At 62.9% G+C, this 15,439-nt stretch carries 16 protein-coding genes and 1 pseudogene; all 17 read right to left on the bottom strand.

Annotated elements, in window-relative coordinates; genetic code table 11:
- Positions 1-145: 145 nt before the first annotated feature.
- The 17 genes and pseudogenes from AB0P14_RS05050 to AB0P14_RS04970 all read right to left on the bottom strand — a co-directional run bounded on the left by AB0P14_RS05050 (position 146) and on the right by AB0P14_RS04970 (position 15,208).
- On the bottom strand, positions 146-1,552 hold the full coding sequence (locus tag AB0P14_RS05050) for a conjugal transfer protein TrbL (RefSeq protein ID WP_183664366.1): 1,407 nt from the start codon (positions 1,550-1,552) through the stop codon (positions 146-148).
- Between the two features lie 33 nt (positions 1,553-1,585).
- Complete coding sequence (locus tag AB0P14_RS05045) at positions 1,586-1,909, bottom strand: DUF6112 family protein (protein ID WP_183664368.1); 324 nt, start codon at positions 1,907-1,909, stop codon at positions 1,586-1,588.
- A gap of 75 nt (positions 1,910-1,984) precedes the next feature.
- Complete coding sequence (locus AB0P14_RS05040) at positions 1,985-2,290, bottom strand: DUF6112 family protein (protein WP_183664370.1); 306 nt, start codon at positions 2,288-2,290, stop codon at positions 1,985-1,987.
- Between the two features lie 67 nt (positions 2,291-2,357).
- Complete coding sequence (locus AB0P14_RS05035) at positions 2,358-3,524, bottom strand: M23 family metallopeptidase (protein ID WP_183664372.1); 1,167 nt, start codon at positions 3,522-3,524, stop codon at positions 2,358-2,360.
- A 12-nt stretch (positions 3,525-3,536) separates the two neighbouring features.
- Positions 3,537-4,220, bottom strand: coding sequence for a hypothetical protein (locus AB0P14_RS05030; protein ID WP_188046636.1), 684 nt, complete (start codon positions 4,218-4,220; stop codon positions 3,537-3,539).
- A 69-nt stretch (positions 4,221-4,289) separates the two neighbouring features.
- Complete coding sequence (locus tag AB0P14_RS05025) at positions 4,290-4,769, bottom strand: hypothetical protein (protein WP_183664376.1); 480 nt, start codon at positions 4,767-4,769, stop codon at positions 4,290-4,292.
- Positions 4,756-5,865, bottom strand: a complete 1,110-nt coding sequence (locus tag AB0P14_RS05020) for a ParB N-terminal domain-containing protein (RefSeq protein ID WP_313276969.1) — start codon at positions 5,863-5,865, stop codon at positions 4,756-4,758. The genes AB0P14_RS05025 and AB0P14_RS05020 overlap by 14 nt, the downstream gene beginning before the upstream one ends.
- Positions 5,862-6,701 carry a hypothetical protein gene (locus AB0P14_RS05015; protein ID WP_183664380.1) on the bottom strand — a complete coding sequence of 280 codons (840 nt, stop codon included), beginning with the start codon at positions 6,699-6,701 and terminating at the stop codon, positions 5,862-5,864. Before AB0P14_RS05015 ends, AB0P14_RS05020 begins: the two co-directional genes overlap by 4 nt.
- A 280-nt stretch (positions 6,702-6,981) precedes the next feature.
- Complete coding sequence (locus tag AB0P14_RS05010) at positions 6,982-7,386, bottom strand: hypothetical protein (RefSeq protein ID WP_183664382.1); 405 nt, start codon at positions 7,384-7,386, stop codon at positions 6,982-6,984.
- A complete protein-coding gene (locus tag AB0P14_RS05005) occupies positions 7,379-8,182 on the bottom strand; it encodes a DUF2637 domain-containing protein (RefSeq protein WP_183664384.1) in 804 nt (267 codons plus the stop codon). The genes AB0P14_RS05010 and AB0P14_RS05005 overlap by 8 nt, the downstream gene beginning before the upstream one ends.
- Positions 8,179-9,069: a bifunctional DNA primase/polymerase gene (locus AB0P14_RS05000; RefSeq protein ID WP_183664386.1), complete on the bottom strand. Its 891-nt coding sequence runs from the start codon at positions 9,067-9,069 to the stop codon at positions 8,179-8,181. The genes AB0P14_RS05005 and AB0P14_RS05000 overlap by 4 nt, the downstream gene beginning before the upstream one ends.
- Before the next feature lie 270 nt (positions 9,070-9,339).
- Positions 9,340-10,713: a hypothetical protein gene (locus AB0P14_RS04995; protein WP_183664388.1), complete on the bottom strand. Its 1,374-nt coding sequence runs from the start codon at positions 10,711-10,713 to the stop codon at positions 9,340-9,342.
- Positions 10,714-10,927: 214 nt separating this feature from the next.
- The gene (locus AB0P14_RS04990; RefSeq protein ID WP_183664390.1) at positions 10,928-11,422 is read right to left on the bottom strand and encodes a hypothetical protein; all 495 of its coding nucleotides are present in this window, start codon (positions 11,420-11,422) and stop codon (positions 10,928-10,930) included.
- A gap of 125 nt (positions 11,423-11,547) precedes the next feature.
- Positions 11,548-12,539: pseudogene (locus AB0P14_RS04985) on the bottom strand (IS481 family transposase).
- Positions 12,539-13,714, bottom strand: a complete 1,176-nt coding sequence (cmx, locus tag AB0P14_RS04980; protein ID WP_183664392.1) for a chloramphenicol efflux MFS transporter Cmx — start codon at positions 13,712-13,714, stop codon at positions 12,539-12,541. Before cmx ends, AB0P14_RS04985 begins: the two are co-directional and overlap by 1 nt.
- 21 nt (positions 13,715-13,735) lie before the next feature.
- Positions 13,736-13,789: a chloramphenicol resistance leader peptide gene (locus AB0P14_RS04975; protein ID WP_011113070.1), complete on the bottom strand. Its 54-nt coding sequence runs from the start codon at positions 13,787-13,789 to the stop codon at positions 13,736-13,738.
- Positions 13,790-14,131: 342 nt separating this feature from the next.
- Complete coding sequence (locus AB0P14_RS04970; protein WP_241095361.1) at positions 14,132-15,208, bottom strand: site-specific DNA-methyltransferase; 1,077 nt, start codon at positions 15,206-15,208, stop codon at positions 14,132-14,134.
- Positions 15,209-15,439 lie beyond the last annotated feature (231 nt).

The following is a 15,439-nucleotide window of genomic DNA, read 5'->3' as shown; positions in this document are numbered from 1 at the left end:
GGTATCGCCGGTCAGGTACGAACAGCAAGAAAGAACGGCGGTGCGTGAGCGGGATCTAAGTCAGGTCGCTGGCTGACTCGGATGCCTGCGCTCACGCACCGCCAAGGGGTTGCGGTGTCACCTCCTCTCGGGAACGTCTGGGGGTCTAACTCTTCGGCTCCGCCCGCGGTGGCGGGGGTGCAGATGAGGTGCGAGCAGCCGCCTGGGAAGGCGGAGCGGATGAGGGTGTAACGGGAGGTGCCGCCGGTGGTACGGACCGGTCAGGGGGCGGCGGAGGCGTTTGCCCTTCTCCCGCTGCGTCAGCGTGTCCGTCGGCTGTACGTCCGATTGCGCCGCCGAGTTTCGGGCCGGCCTCTGCCGCACCCTTGGCGATTGTTGCGCCTGCGACCGCGGCGATCCCGATCGGACCAGCGGCGGCGGCACCAGCTGTACCTCCGGCCGCTACACCACCGCCTCCAGCCGCAGCGCCACCTCCTGCACCAGCGCCTGCAGTACCGCCTCCAGCTGAGCCAGCAGCAGAGTGCTTAGGGGCTGAGCTCGGCGGCGGGGCACCACCGCCCGAGCCTTTGCTGTCGCCTCCTCCGTCGAGGACTTTCTGCGGTCCAGCACCGTCTGGTTTCCCGGGCATCGGAACCGGCCGGTTCATCGCCTGCTTCGACTCCTGCTCCGCGGACATCACGTGGTACATGTCGAAGCCGACGAAGGAAATGAATTTGTACACCATGTATGGCGCGAACGCGGCGATGAACATCAGCACGATCCCCGCGATGGGATCCGCGATGGATGACAAGTCCATGTCGATCGGGGCGTTGACCTGGTTGGTTGCCACTAGGAAGACCACGACGATCACGAGTTTCGAGAAGATCAGGGCGAGCACGAAGGATGCCCATTTTCCGAACCAGCCCTTCGTCGCATCCCAACTCGCCCCGGATAATGCGATCGGTGCCATCACGACCGCAACCAGGATGAGGGCTTTGCGGATGAGTAGGGAGAACCAGACGATCGCTGCCGCGCAGATTGCCAGGAACGAAAGGAAGATCGTGATGATCGCCCCCGCTCCGGGTGCGGTGAGGTTGATCGCGGTGAGGCCGGCGACGAGGATTCCGATCTTCCCGCCCATTTCTTCGATGGTCGTTCCCGTGGCTTGGATGATCCCGATGGAGAGTTGGTCGACGACCTCCAGCAGCGTTGCGGTGAGCGTGATCACCAGGAATGATCCGAGCACTGACTTCGCGAGCCCCAGGGCTGCTCGGCCAAGGGAGCCTGCGTCTCGACGGATCAGGCCGGTGATCAGTTGCAGGCAGAAGAAGATCAACATCAAGAAGATCGCGATGCCGAACATTACGTTGTAGACGCCGATGTATCCGGCCCCGGTGATGTCGACCAGAGTGGTGGAGTCAAACAACGACCACACACCTTGGAAGAGCCAGGACGCGGCCTGGCCGATGGCTTGGGCCAGCCAATCAAACGGGGCCGCAACCAGGGTCGCGGCACTTTCGCCGACGGTGTCGCAGACGTTGCTGATGATGGGGACGTCACAGATACCAGCCACAACACCCCTCCCTTCGTATGTTCGGGGTGTGGGTTAGGAGACGGTCTGTCCGACGTTCCAAAAGAAGTTGATCAGCGTCACAGATGCGCCGGTGATGATCGCCGCCGCGCACGAGATGAGTACGCCGATCTTCCCGCGGGAGGCCAGGTGCGGGTTGGAGCTGTTGGAGCCGAAGCCCCAAACCACGGCGCTGATGATCAGTGCCAGGACGGAGAGGATCAGTCCGATTGTCATTACCGCCCCGACCACGGTCCGGAGGGCAGCGATGCCGGGCAGCCCGGAGTCGTTCGGGGTGATGTTGATATCCGCAGGTAACACCGCGGTGATAGCGATGAGGGTGTCGAGGGCAGCAGACATGGGAGGGGCTCCTTCACGAGAACTGGTGAGCCACCAGGCGGTGGTCACCAGAACAGGTGCGGGACGCAAACGCGCTTAGAGTGTGTCGCCGAGGTTCAGCAGGAAGTTCATCCAGGCAACTCCCGCCCCAGCTAGGACGGCTCCGCCAAGAGCGACGAACACCCCGACCTTGCCTTTCGCAGCAGCCTGGAAATTGCCACTGGAAGAAGACACCGCCCAGACGATTCCTGAGATCACCATCATCAGTACGGCGATGATCAACGTGATGGTCAGGAGTGCACCGACTATGCCGATGAGGGTGCCGCGTCCGCCCACACTGTCGATGTTCGGGTAGACGTTCTCCGCCAAACGGATCAAAGGTAAGACGGGCGAGATGCGCATGGGGTTCTCCTGACGGGGCACGAGTGAGTCGGGTACTGGTCAGGTGCGCACGCTAATCGAGCCTCTGTCAGGCGGTGCAGCCCGGGCCGCCGCCGACGGGAGCGTCCAGGCCTTCGATGCCGCGTGCGGCGAGCCATGGTTCCGCGTCTATCGCAGGATGGTTCGCGCCGCCGGGGTGGACTTGGAAGTGCAGATGAGGGCCGGTGGAGTGGCCGGAGGAGCCAACGTCGCCAATGTGTTGACCCGCGATGATGCGTTGCCCAGCAGTGACGTGGATGCCGTGCTCCCACATGTGGATGTATCTCGTCGCGACTTTTTCACCGCCGATCGTGTGTTCGATGGTGATCTCTCCGGAGAACCCTTCGACCATGCCTGCGTAAGTGACGATCCCGTCTGCGAGGGCGAAGATCGCAGTCCCATCGGGGGCAGCCCAGTCGGTGCCGGAGTGCAGGCGGGCTTCGCCTGTGATCGGGTCGATTCGCGGGCCAAACGTTGAGGTCTGCACGTAGCTGCCGGTCGGTAGTGGGAACACCAGCCGGGACGTTTCTGGAATCGCGATGTCTCCAGGGACACCATTGCCTTTGCCTCCGCGGAGGGTGAGGGCGTCGAGGATGGTCCGGGCAACAGGTTCATAGTTTTGGTACCGGTCCGGGTAAGCGGAGACTTCTACCGCTTGGGCAGCCTCGCCTTTATCCATCTGCTGCCACCCTGGAATATCCAGAAGCCCTCGAGGGCTCGGATAGTTGGGGCCATCTGGTCCGCCGTAGAAGGCGCGAGCCTGGTACTTCGGATCCATGAGCTCGGCCACGGTTCCCCACCCGGATTGTGGGCGCATCTGGAACAGTCCGAGCGAGTCATGATCGGATCCGTTCCCGTCATTCGGAAAGTCCCCGGATTCGGGGTAGGTGCCGGTGTTGGCGAGCTGGCGCAACGTGGACTCGGTCAGTGCAGCCATGAGCGCGATCAGAACTCCTTCCCGCCCTACCCCGGGAATGTTCGATCCGGTGGTGATGATCGTGCCCGCGTGGGTGAGTTGCTGCTTGTTCAGCGTGAACGTGTGCCCGTCCTTCATCGTCACTTCCAGGGAGTCTGGGATCGGACCGAGGGTGATGCCGGAGGCGATGCAGTGCGCCTGATTGAGCACTGCAGGGTTGACCAACACACCGACCCCAAGGAGTCCAATCATTGGGGTGAGGAGCATCCCAATGAGGGCGAAGACGAGCAACTTTTTCATCAGAGCGCTCGCTTACCGGAGGGGGTTGTCGAGTTCGGACAGTCGCAAGAGATGGCAGCGATCGAACACCGGTTCACATGAGATGAAAATAGTGAACGCGACCGGATGCGCGGAAGTCACGGGCTCGTCGTACCAGACACCTTCGCGATGCCGGATGCCCTCGACGGTTAAGGCGTGGGTGCCCTCGACGATTTGCCCACCAGACGCTACGACTGCTTCCGTCCACAGGTCCGGAACGAACACCTGCTCAATCTGAATCTGCTGGGAGGTGCGATACTCCGCGAGGTCTCGCCACGTCGACGCTGAGGGGAAATAGTCATCGAGATCCGAGATGAGCCCTGGGGCTTCGGTGCCCGTGGGATCGGCGTCCGCAATCAGCACACCCCGGTGATCGGCCGGGGTGAGCAAGGTGAACGTGTCCCACTCGAACAGGGCGACCGTAACTGCCCGCGCGTACGCCTCCGGGTCATTCGTTTTCGGGAGCGAGGGAAGCCGGGCACCCAACTGGTCGTCTGCAGCGACAGTAGGTTCCGACGGCGCGGCGGGGCTTGTCGCAGGTGGGGTGCTTGCCTGTTGAGGGCCGGTGACGAGGCCGTAGATCCCGACGGCGGCGAGACACGTGACGACGAAGCCGGTGATGGTCAGGATGATGAGTAGTCGCTTCCTGCGATGCTGCTCAGAGTGTGGCGATGACATGGGCGCGGGCCTTCCTGCCAGGCGAAATGGGGTCACCCGGTAGGTGCGCGCCCCACCCGGAAGAGCGGTTCAGCGCGAGAGGCCGCGCTCGTTTCCGGTCACACCGCTGGGGTTGTTCTCCTCAGGAGTGAGGGTTGCTTCCCGCGCCGTGAGTGCTTCGGCGAGGGCAGCGAGTTGGTTCGGCGCGGCAACGATGTGGCGGTCAGGCTGCCACGCGATGTACCCGTTCTCGGCTTGAGCTTTCATCACGAGATGAATCACCTGTTCGGTGGAGGCTGCCGCGATCGTCAACCAGCCCGATGCATTGACTGCGTGTTCCTGCCCAGCCGTCCGGTCCCCGTTGTCCGTGGCAGCGAACTGGCCGTGTCCCTCGTGCCAGGCCGCCAATTGCTGCAGCGACTGCTGCACCCCTGACAAAGCATGGTGCAAGGAACCGAGCACCTCGTAAGTGTCGACGGGAGTCTCGAAGCTCCGGGTTGCGTAGGCAAGACCTCGAGCGGCTTCTCCGAGCTCGTCGGCGTCGACCTTCGGATCCTCAAACGTCGGCATCACGAGCCTCCTCCCGTAGTTCACGGGCACCGCGCGCGAAGTCGAGAAAACGGTGACTTTCGATGATGTAGCTCTCGACGAGTTCCCACTGGGCGTCATCGGCGTGCTTACCGAAGTCCTCCGGGTCGTAGCGGTCCCACCAGCCGTGCTCGCGGCGCAGCAGATCGACGAGCTTACGGATCGCGTGCTTTTCCCGTAGCAGCGGATCCACGTCCTTCCATCCGACCAGTGCAGGATCGGTCGCGGCCTTGTGGATCTCGGTCACCCGGGCCAGGGCGAGGCCCGATTCTTTCGCCGCTTCTGCAGGAGATGCGACGTCTTGCAGGGTGCGGAGCTCCGCCGCGGCAGCGGTGCGAGCCTGCTCGGGAGTGTCCGGATGTTCAGCCATACGGGTGAGACGGGCTACGTTCTGCCTGGTCTTCACTGCCTGGTATCGGCCATTGACCTTCCGGTCCTCGTTGATCTCCAACAGTGCTTCGGCCGCGTGTTGGCGCACATAGGGGTCTTCGGCGTCGTCGGCAGCGATCTGTTTGAGCTGGTTGATCTGTTCCAGCATTGTCCGTGAGTCCCTGCCGGTCACCGCTCGCGCAGCCTGCACCCGGGCTTTCCCTTCATTGGGTGAGCGCCACGGGGGTGCCGACTCGGCACCCCCGGCCACACCCTCTCTGGAGCCCGGGTTCTCGGTGAGTCGCTGCTCGCGGCTTGCCGCCCCGAACCGGGTGGCGGCCTCTCGTCGTTCGGCGTCTTCGGCATAGAGCGCTTTGAGTTCTTCATAGAGCTCCGCCTGCTCAAGCGGCCTGAGTGTCTTCTGAAGCGTCTGCTCGTCACGGATCGCGAGAACGTAGGAGAGCTTGTCGGAAACACCGGGAACTACCCAGACGGGGGTGACACGCATCCCGAGTTTCTCCATCGCCGCGACCCTGCGGTTCCCGGTGATAATCACGTACTCCTCGGTGACCGCGGGAGGGTTCAACACCCCGGTGCGTTGGATCGACGCACACAGCTCGTCCAGATCATCATCGAGGTCACGCCGGTACTGTGAGCCCCTTTTGAGTTGGTCGATCGAATGTTCCAGAATCAGATGTCCCCGAGTCACAACGACTGCCCTCCGTCCCGCCCGTCAGGCAGGCAAGCACTGCGCCGGGAGGTTTCGACGAGGTCTTCGTCGCGGAGGAGATCGGCGACGTCATCCCCGAGGAGCACACGGGCGAAGAGCCCGTACTGACCGGTCTTCCGCTTCCCGGTCTTGGTGCCGATGACCAGACGGACGAGCGCCGCCCATTCTTCAGGGGTGTACCCGAGGCGGATCGCGATGTGCCGTTCTTTCGACACGATCTCAACCGCAGATCCTCGCGAGGACAGCCCCGTAACACGGTGGGCGATGTAGTCCACCGCCTGCTCGACCGGGCGTGCGGGCCAGTCGGTGAGGACGAGGAACACGCAGGTGGCGCGGATGACCCGATCTGCCGAATGATCCTCGTCGCCGAGTTCTCTGGCGTAGAGGGAGTGGGCGTGCGGGTGGACATCGTAGAAGAACTCCTCGTAGTGGCCGGCGCGCATTGGCTCTTCGCGGGGGCGTTTCGAGGGTCTGCGCGCCTTGTCCTGGGAGGTCATGTTGCGGTCGGCGTGTACTTCGGCGGCGATGCCGAGCGCGACTGCCCGAGTGACCACCGCCCACGGGTCATCAGCGCGCAGCGTGGTTCGCTGCCTCATTGCGACGAACGCCTCATATGCGGCATCGGCCGGTTCTCGACGCCACGCTTTCGCAATCGGCGTGTACTTCTGAGTGGCGTAGAGCATCAGTTCTGCAGCGACCGGGCTCGTCGCCCACGCGTTGTGTTCGTTCAACTCCGTGAGCAGCTCACGGAGCCCTTCCCCGGTGGTGAAATCCGGGATCGATGGGTGGTTCTGGGATGAGTGGTGATGGTTCATAGCGACTCCCTCAAGAGAAAATTTCTGTCGGTGATGTGTAGGTACGATTCCCATCCCGCGAAACCTCGAAAGGGACCACAGCCCACAAATCGCATCCGCTGCGGGTATGCCTGCCGGGCCAGTTTTTGGCGCGGTGGCATGGGGAAAGCAGCAGACGTGCCCGGTGTCGGGGGTCTGTGATGGTGCCGGCCGGGGTGTGTGAACGGCCTGGACGGCAGAGGTTTTGGTTAGCGGGTCGGGGTGTCGTGCGGCACCTGGGTGGTGCCGGGACGAGGATCATTCATCGGCTCACCCCCGTTCTCCCGAGCGAACGCCGGAGCGTTGCCGTCTGGGTGATATCTGGGTCCAACTGGTCTTGCCGTTTGGCGAGTCGTTCCTGCAACTGGGCACGTCCGTCACGGACGCCTTCTAAGACAGCCTCATGGAGGCGGGTATTCAGGTCCGCGCCGCGGTCAACGATGGCCCCCGCCGTACGGGCGGCAAGATCGGTGGGTCGCACCCATTGCACTCCCGGACGTTGCGACGCCGGATCAACGTCGTGGAGGGAGAGCGTCGGGTCCCCGTGGGTCGCGAACTCGCTCGCCCGCCGCTCCGCCGCCGTCGCCGCAGTGGTCTGCGGGGTCGGATCGGCATCGGGGTGGCGTCGATCTGGGGCCGGGGTAATGAGGTTCATTGGGTCAGTCATGGGTGTCTCCGTTCTGTCGACGGTCAGGTGTGTTCAGCCAGCGGCCCACGGTCGTGGGATGCACACCGAGCTCGGTGGCGATCTGTCGCTTCGACACCCCGTCGGCGTTCAGCGTCAAAGCCCGCAACCGTGCGTCCTCTCGCGAAGCAGGAGCCGTGCCGTTTGGTGTGGAGTGTGGGACATGAGGCGTAGAAGTACGATCCGCCTCCGAAGGAACAGGCTTCGCAGTGGGCGTCACCGATTGGCGGCCTGTGGGTCTAGCTTCGTCGATCACGGCATGCTGCTTCGTGTCCATCGAAGCGACGACCGGGGTGGTGTTGCGGGTTAGTTCGACCGTGAGATGTGTCATCGCCAGCAGCACCAACGGTGGCACCGACGCGACCAACGCGGCTATGAGTGCCGGGACACGGGTATCAGCAGAGACGACAGCGTGGGTGATGTTGGCTGCGACCGACACTCCTGCCCCGGCAGCGAGGAGCAGCCAGGCGAATCGCCGCGCTGATGGTGTGGAGTTTCGCAAGGCGACGACGCTGACGGTGGCTTCCAGGATCACGCCGTCGACTATGAGCGGCCAGATCCATGCCTGCTCTGAGGGGATCCCGGAGAGCACAGCAAGGTCTTGAAGTGTGGTGAATGACAGCCAGAACGCGCCGAGCGCGAGAAGAATTGTCCCGGTTACGGCGAGGACAATCACAAACCGTGACACCCCAGAACCCGCAGGCGGCCCTGCCGTATCCGAGCCCGGCACACCGTCACTCCAAGTGGGGGTGCTAGGCGTTAGGGCGTGTGTGGTCATCGTCCGACCGGAGCCTTCACGATCAACGTGGATACAGTGCTTTCGCCAGGGTCGTAAGGGACTTGGGCACTGTGGTGCGCGGACCGGATCGTCGCCGCAATCTCCCGTGAGGCAAGGCCCGCCCGTGTTGCCGCCGGCCCCAGCACAGTAGTGGTGCGTAGTTCGGTCATGCCGGCCTCGGCGAGGCGGCAGGCCGCCCAGAACAAGCCCGCGTTTCGGTTGCCCTCCGGCAGGAGCGCTACCCAGTCGGCAATCCGTTCCACCGATTTGTCCTGCACCAACGAAGAGCCAGATGAGGATCGGGACGTCGGAATAGGCTGCGGAGTGAGGAAGTCTCGGATCGCCTCGGCGTCCACGGGGCTTGGTTTCTTGCCGAGAGCGATCACTTCGTAACCGCGGTCGCCACGGTCGGTGGTGACCGTGGAGGGCGGTGCGATGATGTATCCGCCCGTGCTCCGGAAATCGACATGTGTGTGTCCTCGCGACCACGATGGAGATGCTTGCGCCGGGTCTGCCGGGTAGTAGAGGTGGAGGCCACCCGAGGGTGAGCGGACCGCTTGCCCCCATCCATGGACCAGCCCACGTTTTTGCAGGCTGTGCAGGATTGGAAACCCGGTGCCCGCCGCGTGCACATCGACGTCTAGGACATCAACCAGGCTGCCGGTGGGGATGCCAATATTCGCGGTCGGAACCCGATCCCACCAGCGTGCGACTTGCCTCGGGTCGGTGCTGGCATCGTGGAACCCGCGCTTCGTGAGGGGTCGTTTTCCGCCGGGCACGCAGGGAAACACTGCCACCCCGGCGGTCGCGTATGCAGCCGCAGCGTCGGATAGGTTGGCAGGGAGGCGCATGGGCAGCGGCCAGGCGATGGGGTCGTTGATATTCATGTGCGCCTCCCTCGTGACACCGGTTCCAGACTCTTATGAATGTGGTGTCACCAATCCAGGTGCGGCAGCGCCACTGCTGCCCCCCACGGCAAGGTGTCACCCAGCGGTCAGCTACTCCGCGTCAAAGCATTCGTTCAGATCTCAACGCCTACCCGAGCCTTCGATCGTTTGGCCAGCATTTCGGGTAAAGATGCGCGGATTTGTATAGAACATGCGTCAAATCGTCAAGTCCACCGCACCACGCTGCCGCGATGGTCGAGTATGAATTTGCTACAAATGCCGCCCCGGATGACGGTCTGTGGATGGCGATTCGGGGTCCTCCGGGCCGGAGCCGAGGTGCTGTTCTCGGTCAGCGAGGAGGTCACCTAAGAGGACTCCACGCTCGAGTCTTGTCAACGGTACTTCGGAAGTTGCGTCACTGAAATTTGCAGGGGTCACCCCGGTGCGACCGGTGCGGAGAACCGCCGCGTTCACCTGCCGCAGTACCGCCGCTGCATCGTGCTGTTCGGTGTGCTGTTCGATGATGCGTGCGACCTCGTTCAGTGTGGCGCTGTCGTGCTCGACTGGAGGGAATGCCGCTGATGCTGTAGTCCCCTCACCGATCGGCATCCTGCCGACAACGACCCGAAACTCACCAGCGCCATCGAGTCCCTCCGCGTCATATACGCCCGGTGGAATCCAGTCATGAGCTTCTGATGCAGGCCCGGCATACAGCTCGCCTCGGTCTGGGTCTGCGGGGTCGGAGATGCGCACATCTGGGTCCGCAGCGAACAGCATCGCCTCCAACTGTTCCCGTTGCGTTCGGTCCAGCAGCGGTACCCCTTGCCCGGCCGTCTCCCGTTCCACGACCGTTCGGAGAGTTTGGATCGCGATCAGGTCCGCGGGAAGCCACTCCCGATGGAACTTTTCCGGCAGGAACATCGTCCGCGGTCCGCCCTCAGCAAGTAACCCCTGGAGGGCATGTTCTCGATGCCTAGCGAGGTCGGTGAACGCGGTGCGCCACTGCCCGTGATCCCACGCAAACCGCATATCCTCAAATTCGCCCTCGTACGCGGGCGCAACGGTGACGAGGTAATCCTCTTTCACCGGCTCCACGGGCAGCTGTTCTCGTTCGATGAGGTCGATGAGCCCATCACGAACACGCTCCGCTCGCTCCAGCTTCGTGAGCGTGTCTGGGAGTCGTGAGGCTTGGATTGCGAGTGAGAGGCATTCGTCGCGCCACTGTTCGTGTGCTTCATCGAAGCCTTCGGTGTCGGGTGCACCGTCGGGGAGGCTGAAATTGCTGGTGTGGGGTTCGGGCGGGAACATCTCGGCCACGATCTCCGGTATCCCGCTCTCCTCGAATGATTCCCACCCCGGCGACGGAATCACAACCTGGCGAGGTGTCGCTGCCGGAGTGCCGGTGACGGGGATCCACGAAGTGATGCTCGACACGTCACCGCCGAAGTCCTCCCCGAACACCCGATCCCCATCGGTGCGAATCGTCTCAGGTTCACCGGCAAGTTCTTCAACAAGTACCTCATTCACGATGTAGTCAGCTTCGGCCTGACTGCGCGCGAGGACATCGAACTCGATCACCACCCGGTGCGGGGTCAACGGATCAGGAACATATCCCAGCGGTGGCGTGACGTTGATATCAGACATGGCAAGTTTCTCCTTTATTTAGTGGCCCGACTATCTGCACGCGATGCGCACGTCAGGCGCGGGTCAACCGCAGGCAGTACTTCCGGGATAGGCGGCCCCACCGGTGTTGTCCAGCGGATCGGGTGAAGATGCGGCTCTGAGTATGAAACATGCGTCAAATCGTCATGTTCGCGGGCCTCACTGAGACCGAGTATCTCGACGTAGTGCCGGTGGGTCATAGGCTGTGCGCAGGGCCGGGATGCTGGCGTCGGGGGTCATCTGGAGCGTCCACACTCAGTGACTGCTCACGCGCCTGGAGCGCACTGTCCAGGTACCGGTTCACAACGGTACGGTTCGTGCCATCGGCCCCACCGGTCGTCGGGATCTGGTGGAACGAATACGACGGATACGGGGTTGCCTCCCGCAACGCCTCCAACCAGTCGTCGACGTCTTCGGGTAGGACCCAATCTTGCGGTGGCGGATTCGATTCCAGGAACTCCGTCGCACCCTCGTAGGCGGGTGAGTCGTCGATCATCTCGTGGATCATCACCGCCATGGTCCGTGCCAACGTCACCGGGTTTCGGTCGGCGATCACCGTTGGATCTTCCTCGGTGTCATCAGACCAGAGGATCACCCCGAGGAACAGATATGCGGGCACACTTCGTGGCGTCACGTTTGCTTCCAGGGAGGCTGGGGTGTTTGGTTCTTCATCAGGGAGGCCGGTGGCCATGATTGTTCCTTTCCATATGCTGGTGCGCCGCCCGTTGTTACGGGGCGGTATACCTGTCAGGTAGGCAACCAATCAGTGCATGCCGTTGTCGCTGGCGAGTTGTTGATGATCCGTTCCTTGGCGATCTAGTTGTGATGTCCAGGGACGTTTTTGAGTCGGTCGAAGGGTGTGCCGGCAATCGCAGAGTGGTGTCGGTGGTGGTTGTAGAAGTGGAGCCAGCCGGGCAGTGCCAGGCGTCGTTCGGCTTCTGAACCGTAAAACCTGGCATAGGCCCATCCGTCCCCGAGCGTGCGGTGGAATCTCTCGATCTTCCCGTTCGTCTGCGGCCGGTAGGGGCTTGTCCGCTTGTGTCGGATGCCGAGCCGAGCGCAGAAGTCTCTCCATGCGTGGGATCTGTAGGCCGACCCGTTGTCGGATAGGACTCGCTCGACGGTCACGCCTCGTTCGGCGAACCAGTCCACGGCGCGTTCGAGAACTCCCACCGCTGTGCTCGCCTGCTCGTCCGAGCAGATTTTTGCATATGCGACGCGGGAGTGGTCGTCGATGACTGTGTGAACGAACGCCGTTCCGGTGCGCGGCTTGTGGTCTTTTCCTCGTGGCAATCCCGGAGTCGCGAGCTTGTCCCGTGCGCCTTGCTGCCGACCTACGTAACGATGTCCACCGCCGTCGGGGATGTTGCCGAACTTCGTGACATCGACATGAATCTACAATCCCGGATAAGGATGCTCATATCGCCTCAAGGGCTCGCCAGTGACACTATCGATATGCGAGAGGCAGTTTACGACGCGGCAACGGACGAGGACCGCGTGAACAGTGGACGTCGAGAGGCCAAGTCGCGCAGCGATCTGGGCTGGCCCCAGTCGAAGCCGCCAGCACAGGTTGATGATCTTCTTCTTGACATGCTCGGGCGTCCTGCCTGGGATCCGGTGCGGCTTGCTGGAGCGATCCTGCATCCCAAACTCACCCTCTTCCTGGTAGCGACCGGCCCATTTCCGGGCCGTGATCGGGAGACCATGAACATCTTTGCGGCGATCGTGGCCGGATAGCCGTCTTCGATAATCAGACGGGCTAACCGGAGACGGGTACGAGGAGTGAGAAGCGCATTTGGATGATTCATCAATTGGCCTCCACCGCGGTCTTCGTGAGCGCGCGCCCTGTGAGAAGCATGATGACGAGAGCGATCGCTGTCAGCACCGAGGCGACCCAAATCGGCGCGATCAACCCCAGCCCGGTCGCGAGCCCGAACGCACCAAGCACCGGCCCCGCGGCAGCTCCGATGTTCAGCGCCGCGGTGGCGTATGAACCGCCCATCGTTGGCGCACCCGATGCTGCATACAGCACGCGCGTGATCAGAGTGCTGCCAACACCGAACGACAGAAAGCCCTGAATCAGGACGAGGACGATAAGCGCAACGGGATGGGACGCGACCACTGCCAACACGATCCAGCCTGTCAGCAATAGCGGTCCGCCGACTGCGAGCACGAGGCCAGGTCGTTGATCTGATAGGCGTCCTGCGATCGTGACGCCAAGGAACGATCCGATGCCGAACATCACCAGCACGATGGACACCCACCCATCAGTCAAGCCCGCGGTCTTGGTCACGACGGGTGCCAGGAAGGTGAATGCTGCAAAGGTCCCTCCGTTGATCAGCGCCCCGAGTGCCATGGCCAAGATGAGCCGCGGCGTCGCCAACTGGCTGAGCTCGACACGGAGCCTTGGTGAGGTCGCGCTAGTCGCGCTCCGACCAACGTTGTTCGCGACTCCACGAATGACTCCAACGGCCGCGGGAATACAGAGGATGGCGATCGCCCAGAACGTCGTTCGCCAACCCAGCGCTGTGCCGAGCAGTGCCCCGGCGGGGACGCCCACTACGGTTGCGATCGTCGTGCCGGAGAGCAGGATCGACAGTGCACGCCCCTTCTGATTCGCTGGTACGAGGGTTGTGGCCGTGCTCAGTGCTACGGCGAGGAATCCTGCGTTTGCGAGAGCGCTGAGCACCCTGGTGATGAGCAGGAGAGAGAACACGGGTGTCATCGCTCCGATGACGTGGCTTCCCGCGAAAACGATAAGGCAGACGATCAATGTGAGCCGCGGTGGCCAACGGCGAGCGAACGCCGCCATCACTGGTGCGCCGATGACCATACCGACCGCGAATGCAGAGGTCAGCAGGCCTGCAGTGCCGACCGAGACGTCAAGTTCGGTCGCGATCGCAGGGAGTAACCCCGCGAGCATAAATTCTGAAGTGCCCATGACGAAGACCGCCAGGGCAAGCATGTATAAAGCAAAAGGCATCGAGTACTCCGAGGTGTGAGATCAAGAGATGGTTCTTCTTGTCACCACGGCCAGCGCCCCGGGTACGCCAGACATACGCCCACAGAGATCGTGGGCGTTGTAACTAGTGGTTCAAGGGGCTGGCGGCGTGACCGACAACCCCTGACCTGTCTGATTCGGGACTCGACATACCCCAAACTCTACACGCCTTCAATGGCGAGCGGTCTGGACAGATACTTCTTGAATAGGCACGGGGTCATTGCGCGCGGGGGCAGAACAACGTCCCTGGACATCACCGGACTGACGAGAATGCCGGAGAGTCCGCCATGACCGCGGTCGTCTCGTGAGCAATCCGTCCGTCTCCGCGTAGCTAGCTGCAAGAATCGGGTTTGCCGCCCTCCAGTGATCTGGCGAGGACCGATGTGGCCGAATTGATGTTCAGCGGCCCAACCGAGATTGAATCAACGGCAAGTATGCCGGATCCTTCTCCACCGCCACCACTCGAAACCCAGCGCTGACTGCGGCCTCGATGGTGGTCCCGGATCCGGCGAACGGTTCCAACACGGTGCCGCCCGGCGGGGTGAGCAGGGTGATCAGCCAGCGCATGAGTCCGAGCGGTTTCACTGTCGAATGCGACACCCCGAACGCGCGGGGACGTTCGGCCTGTGAAGGCTTGTGTTCAAAACGGAAGATGGGGAATTTCCGTGACAGCGACTCGCCCTGCCACGTCCCCGTCAACACATCTAAAGAGTCCGCCTGGGACGCATCGAAAGCGACATTCGTCGGCCACCGGTCATCGGCAAACCGGGCTCCGTCAATGTTGATCCCGCCGACACCATGCGCGAGCACGTTCCGGACTGTGTTCTGCTCGGGTGGCTTGCGGGCGATGATGATCGGCTCGAACGCCGGACGCAACGCCGTGCCCCACCCCTCCCAGAGCTGTGCGTCTTCCGTCACGGGTGTGCCCTTCGAGAGCACCGTGCGCGTCGCACCGAGCACACCATCATGCTCGGTGGTCTGCACCGTACGGTCGGGACGGTGCGCACCGTGGTGTTTGTCGAGTGCGTGCGAAAGGTCCATCGACTTCGGCATCCCAGTGGTGTGCAGCCAGGCAATCTGATCCCGGATCTCAAACCCGGCGTCCTCGATGCCGCGCACCATCCTGTGCCATGTGCGTGCACCACCGAACACTGCAATGTGTGCGCCCGGCTTCAGCGCGTGCAATGCGCCGTGCGCCCAAGCGGTGCACCAGGCCTCGAATATCTCTGGCCCAGTCATTGCGCTGGTATCGAGGTGAGAGAGGGAGTCGCGGAACCCACTGGCGTCGTCCCAGGAGTGCCCGTTGAAGCTGAGCCCGTAGGGCGGGTCGGTGACCAGGGCATCGATACTCGCCGCCGTGAGGAGCGGGAGGAGCTGGACGGTATCGCCCTCGTAGAGCGTGACCTGGTCGTCGGCGTAGCTGGGTGCGGGTAAGTGCCCGGCGGGCATAGCCGGTGGCGGCGTGGGGTCGGGCATGGTGGAGCTCCCTGCTGTTCGGGGCATGTCCGCCGCTGTGTCGGCATGACAGGCTCACCCAGCAGGTACGGGGCCAACCGCAGAACGACGAGGCGACACAAGCCACGTGTCGCCTCGAGCCGAGAGCGCCGATTTCACCGCTTCGTGCCATCCGACGAGCCGATCGAGTTTCGCTGATTCCCAGTGCCTCAGATCTCCCACACACGATCGGCAATCAACGTGAAATCGCCG

Source organism: Specibacter sp. NPDC078709, from assembly GCF_040686795.1.
Taxonomy (GTDB): Bacteria; Actinomycetota; Actinomycetes; order Actinomycetales; family Micrococcaceae; genus Specibacter.
Note: the sequence above shows the minus strand (reverse complement) of the source record. Positions and strands in the feature narration are given on the sequence as shown.

Bases quoted from the DNA above. Each gene is read 5' to 3' on its own strand.
- AB0P14_RS05000 (WP_183664386.1), bottom strand. From the start codon at position 9,069: ATGAATATCAACGACCCCATCGCCTGGCCGCTGCCCATGCGCCTCCCT.
- AB0P14_RS05015 (WP_183664380.1), bottom strand. From the start codon at position 6,701: ATGAACCATCACCACTCATCCCAGAACCACCCATCGATCCCGGATTTC.
- AB0P14_RS04970 (WP_241095361.1), bottom strand. From the start codon at position 15,208: ATGCCCGACCCCACGCCGCCACCGGCTATGCCCGCCGGGCACTTACCC.
- AB0P14_RS05010 (WP_183664382.1), bottom strand. From the start codon at position 7,386: ATGACTGACCCAATGAACCTCATTACCCCGGCCCCAGATCGACGCCAC.
- AB0P14_RS05005 (WP_183664384.1), bottom strand. From the start codon at position 8,182: ATGACCACACACGCCCTAACGCCTAGCACCCCCACTTGGAGTGACGGT.
- AB0P14_RS04990 (WP_183664390.1), bottom strand. From the start codon at position 11,422: ATGGCCACCGGCCTCCCTGATGAAGAACCAAACACCCCAGCCTCCCTG.
- AB0P14_RS05030 (WP_188046636.1), bottom strand. From the start codon at position 4,220: ATGTCATCGCCACACTCTGAGCAGCATCGCAGGAAGCGACTACTCATC.
- AB0P14_RS05040 (WP_183664370.1), bottom strand. From the start codon at position 2,290: ATGCGCATCTCGCCCGTCTTACCTTTGATCCGTTTGGCGGAGAACGTC.
- AB0P14_RS05035 (WP_183664372.1), bottom strand. From the start codon at position 3,524: ATGAAAAAGTTGCTCGTCTTCGCCCTCATTGGGATGCTCCTCACCCCA.
- cmx (WP_183664392.1), bottom strand. From the start codon at position 13,714: ATGCCTTTTGCTTTATACATGCTTGCCCTGGCGGTCTTCGTCATGGGC.
- AB0P14_RS05045 (WP_183664368.1), bottom strand. From the start codon at position 1,909: ATGTCTGCTGCCCTCGACACCCTCATCGCTATCACCGCGGTGTTACCT.
- AB0P14_RS05025 (WP_183664376.1), bottom strand. From the start codon at position 4,769: ATGCCGACGTTTGAGGATCCGAAGGTCGACGCCGACGAGCTCGGAGAA.
- AB0P14_RS04995 (WP_183664388.1), bottom strand. From the start codon at position 10,713: ATGTCTGATATCAACGTCACGCCACCGCTGGGATATGTTCCTGATCCG.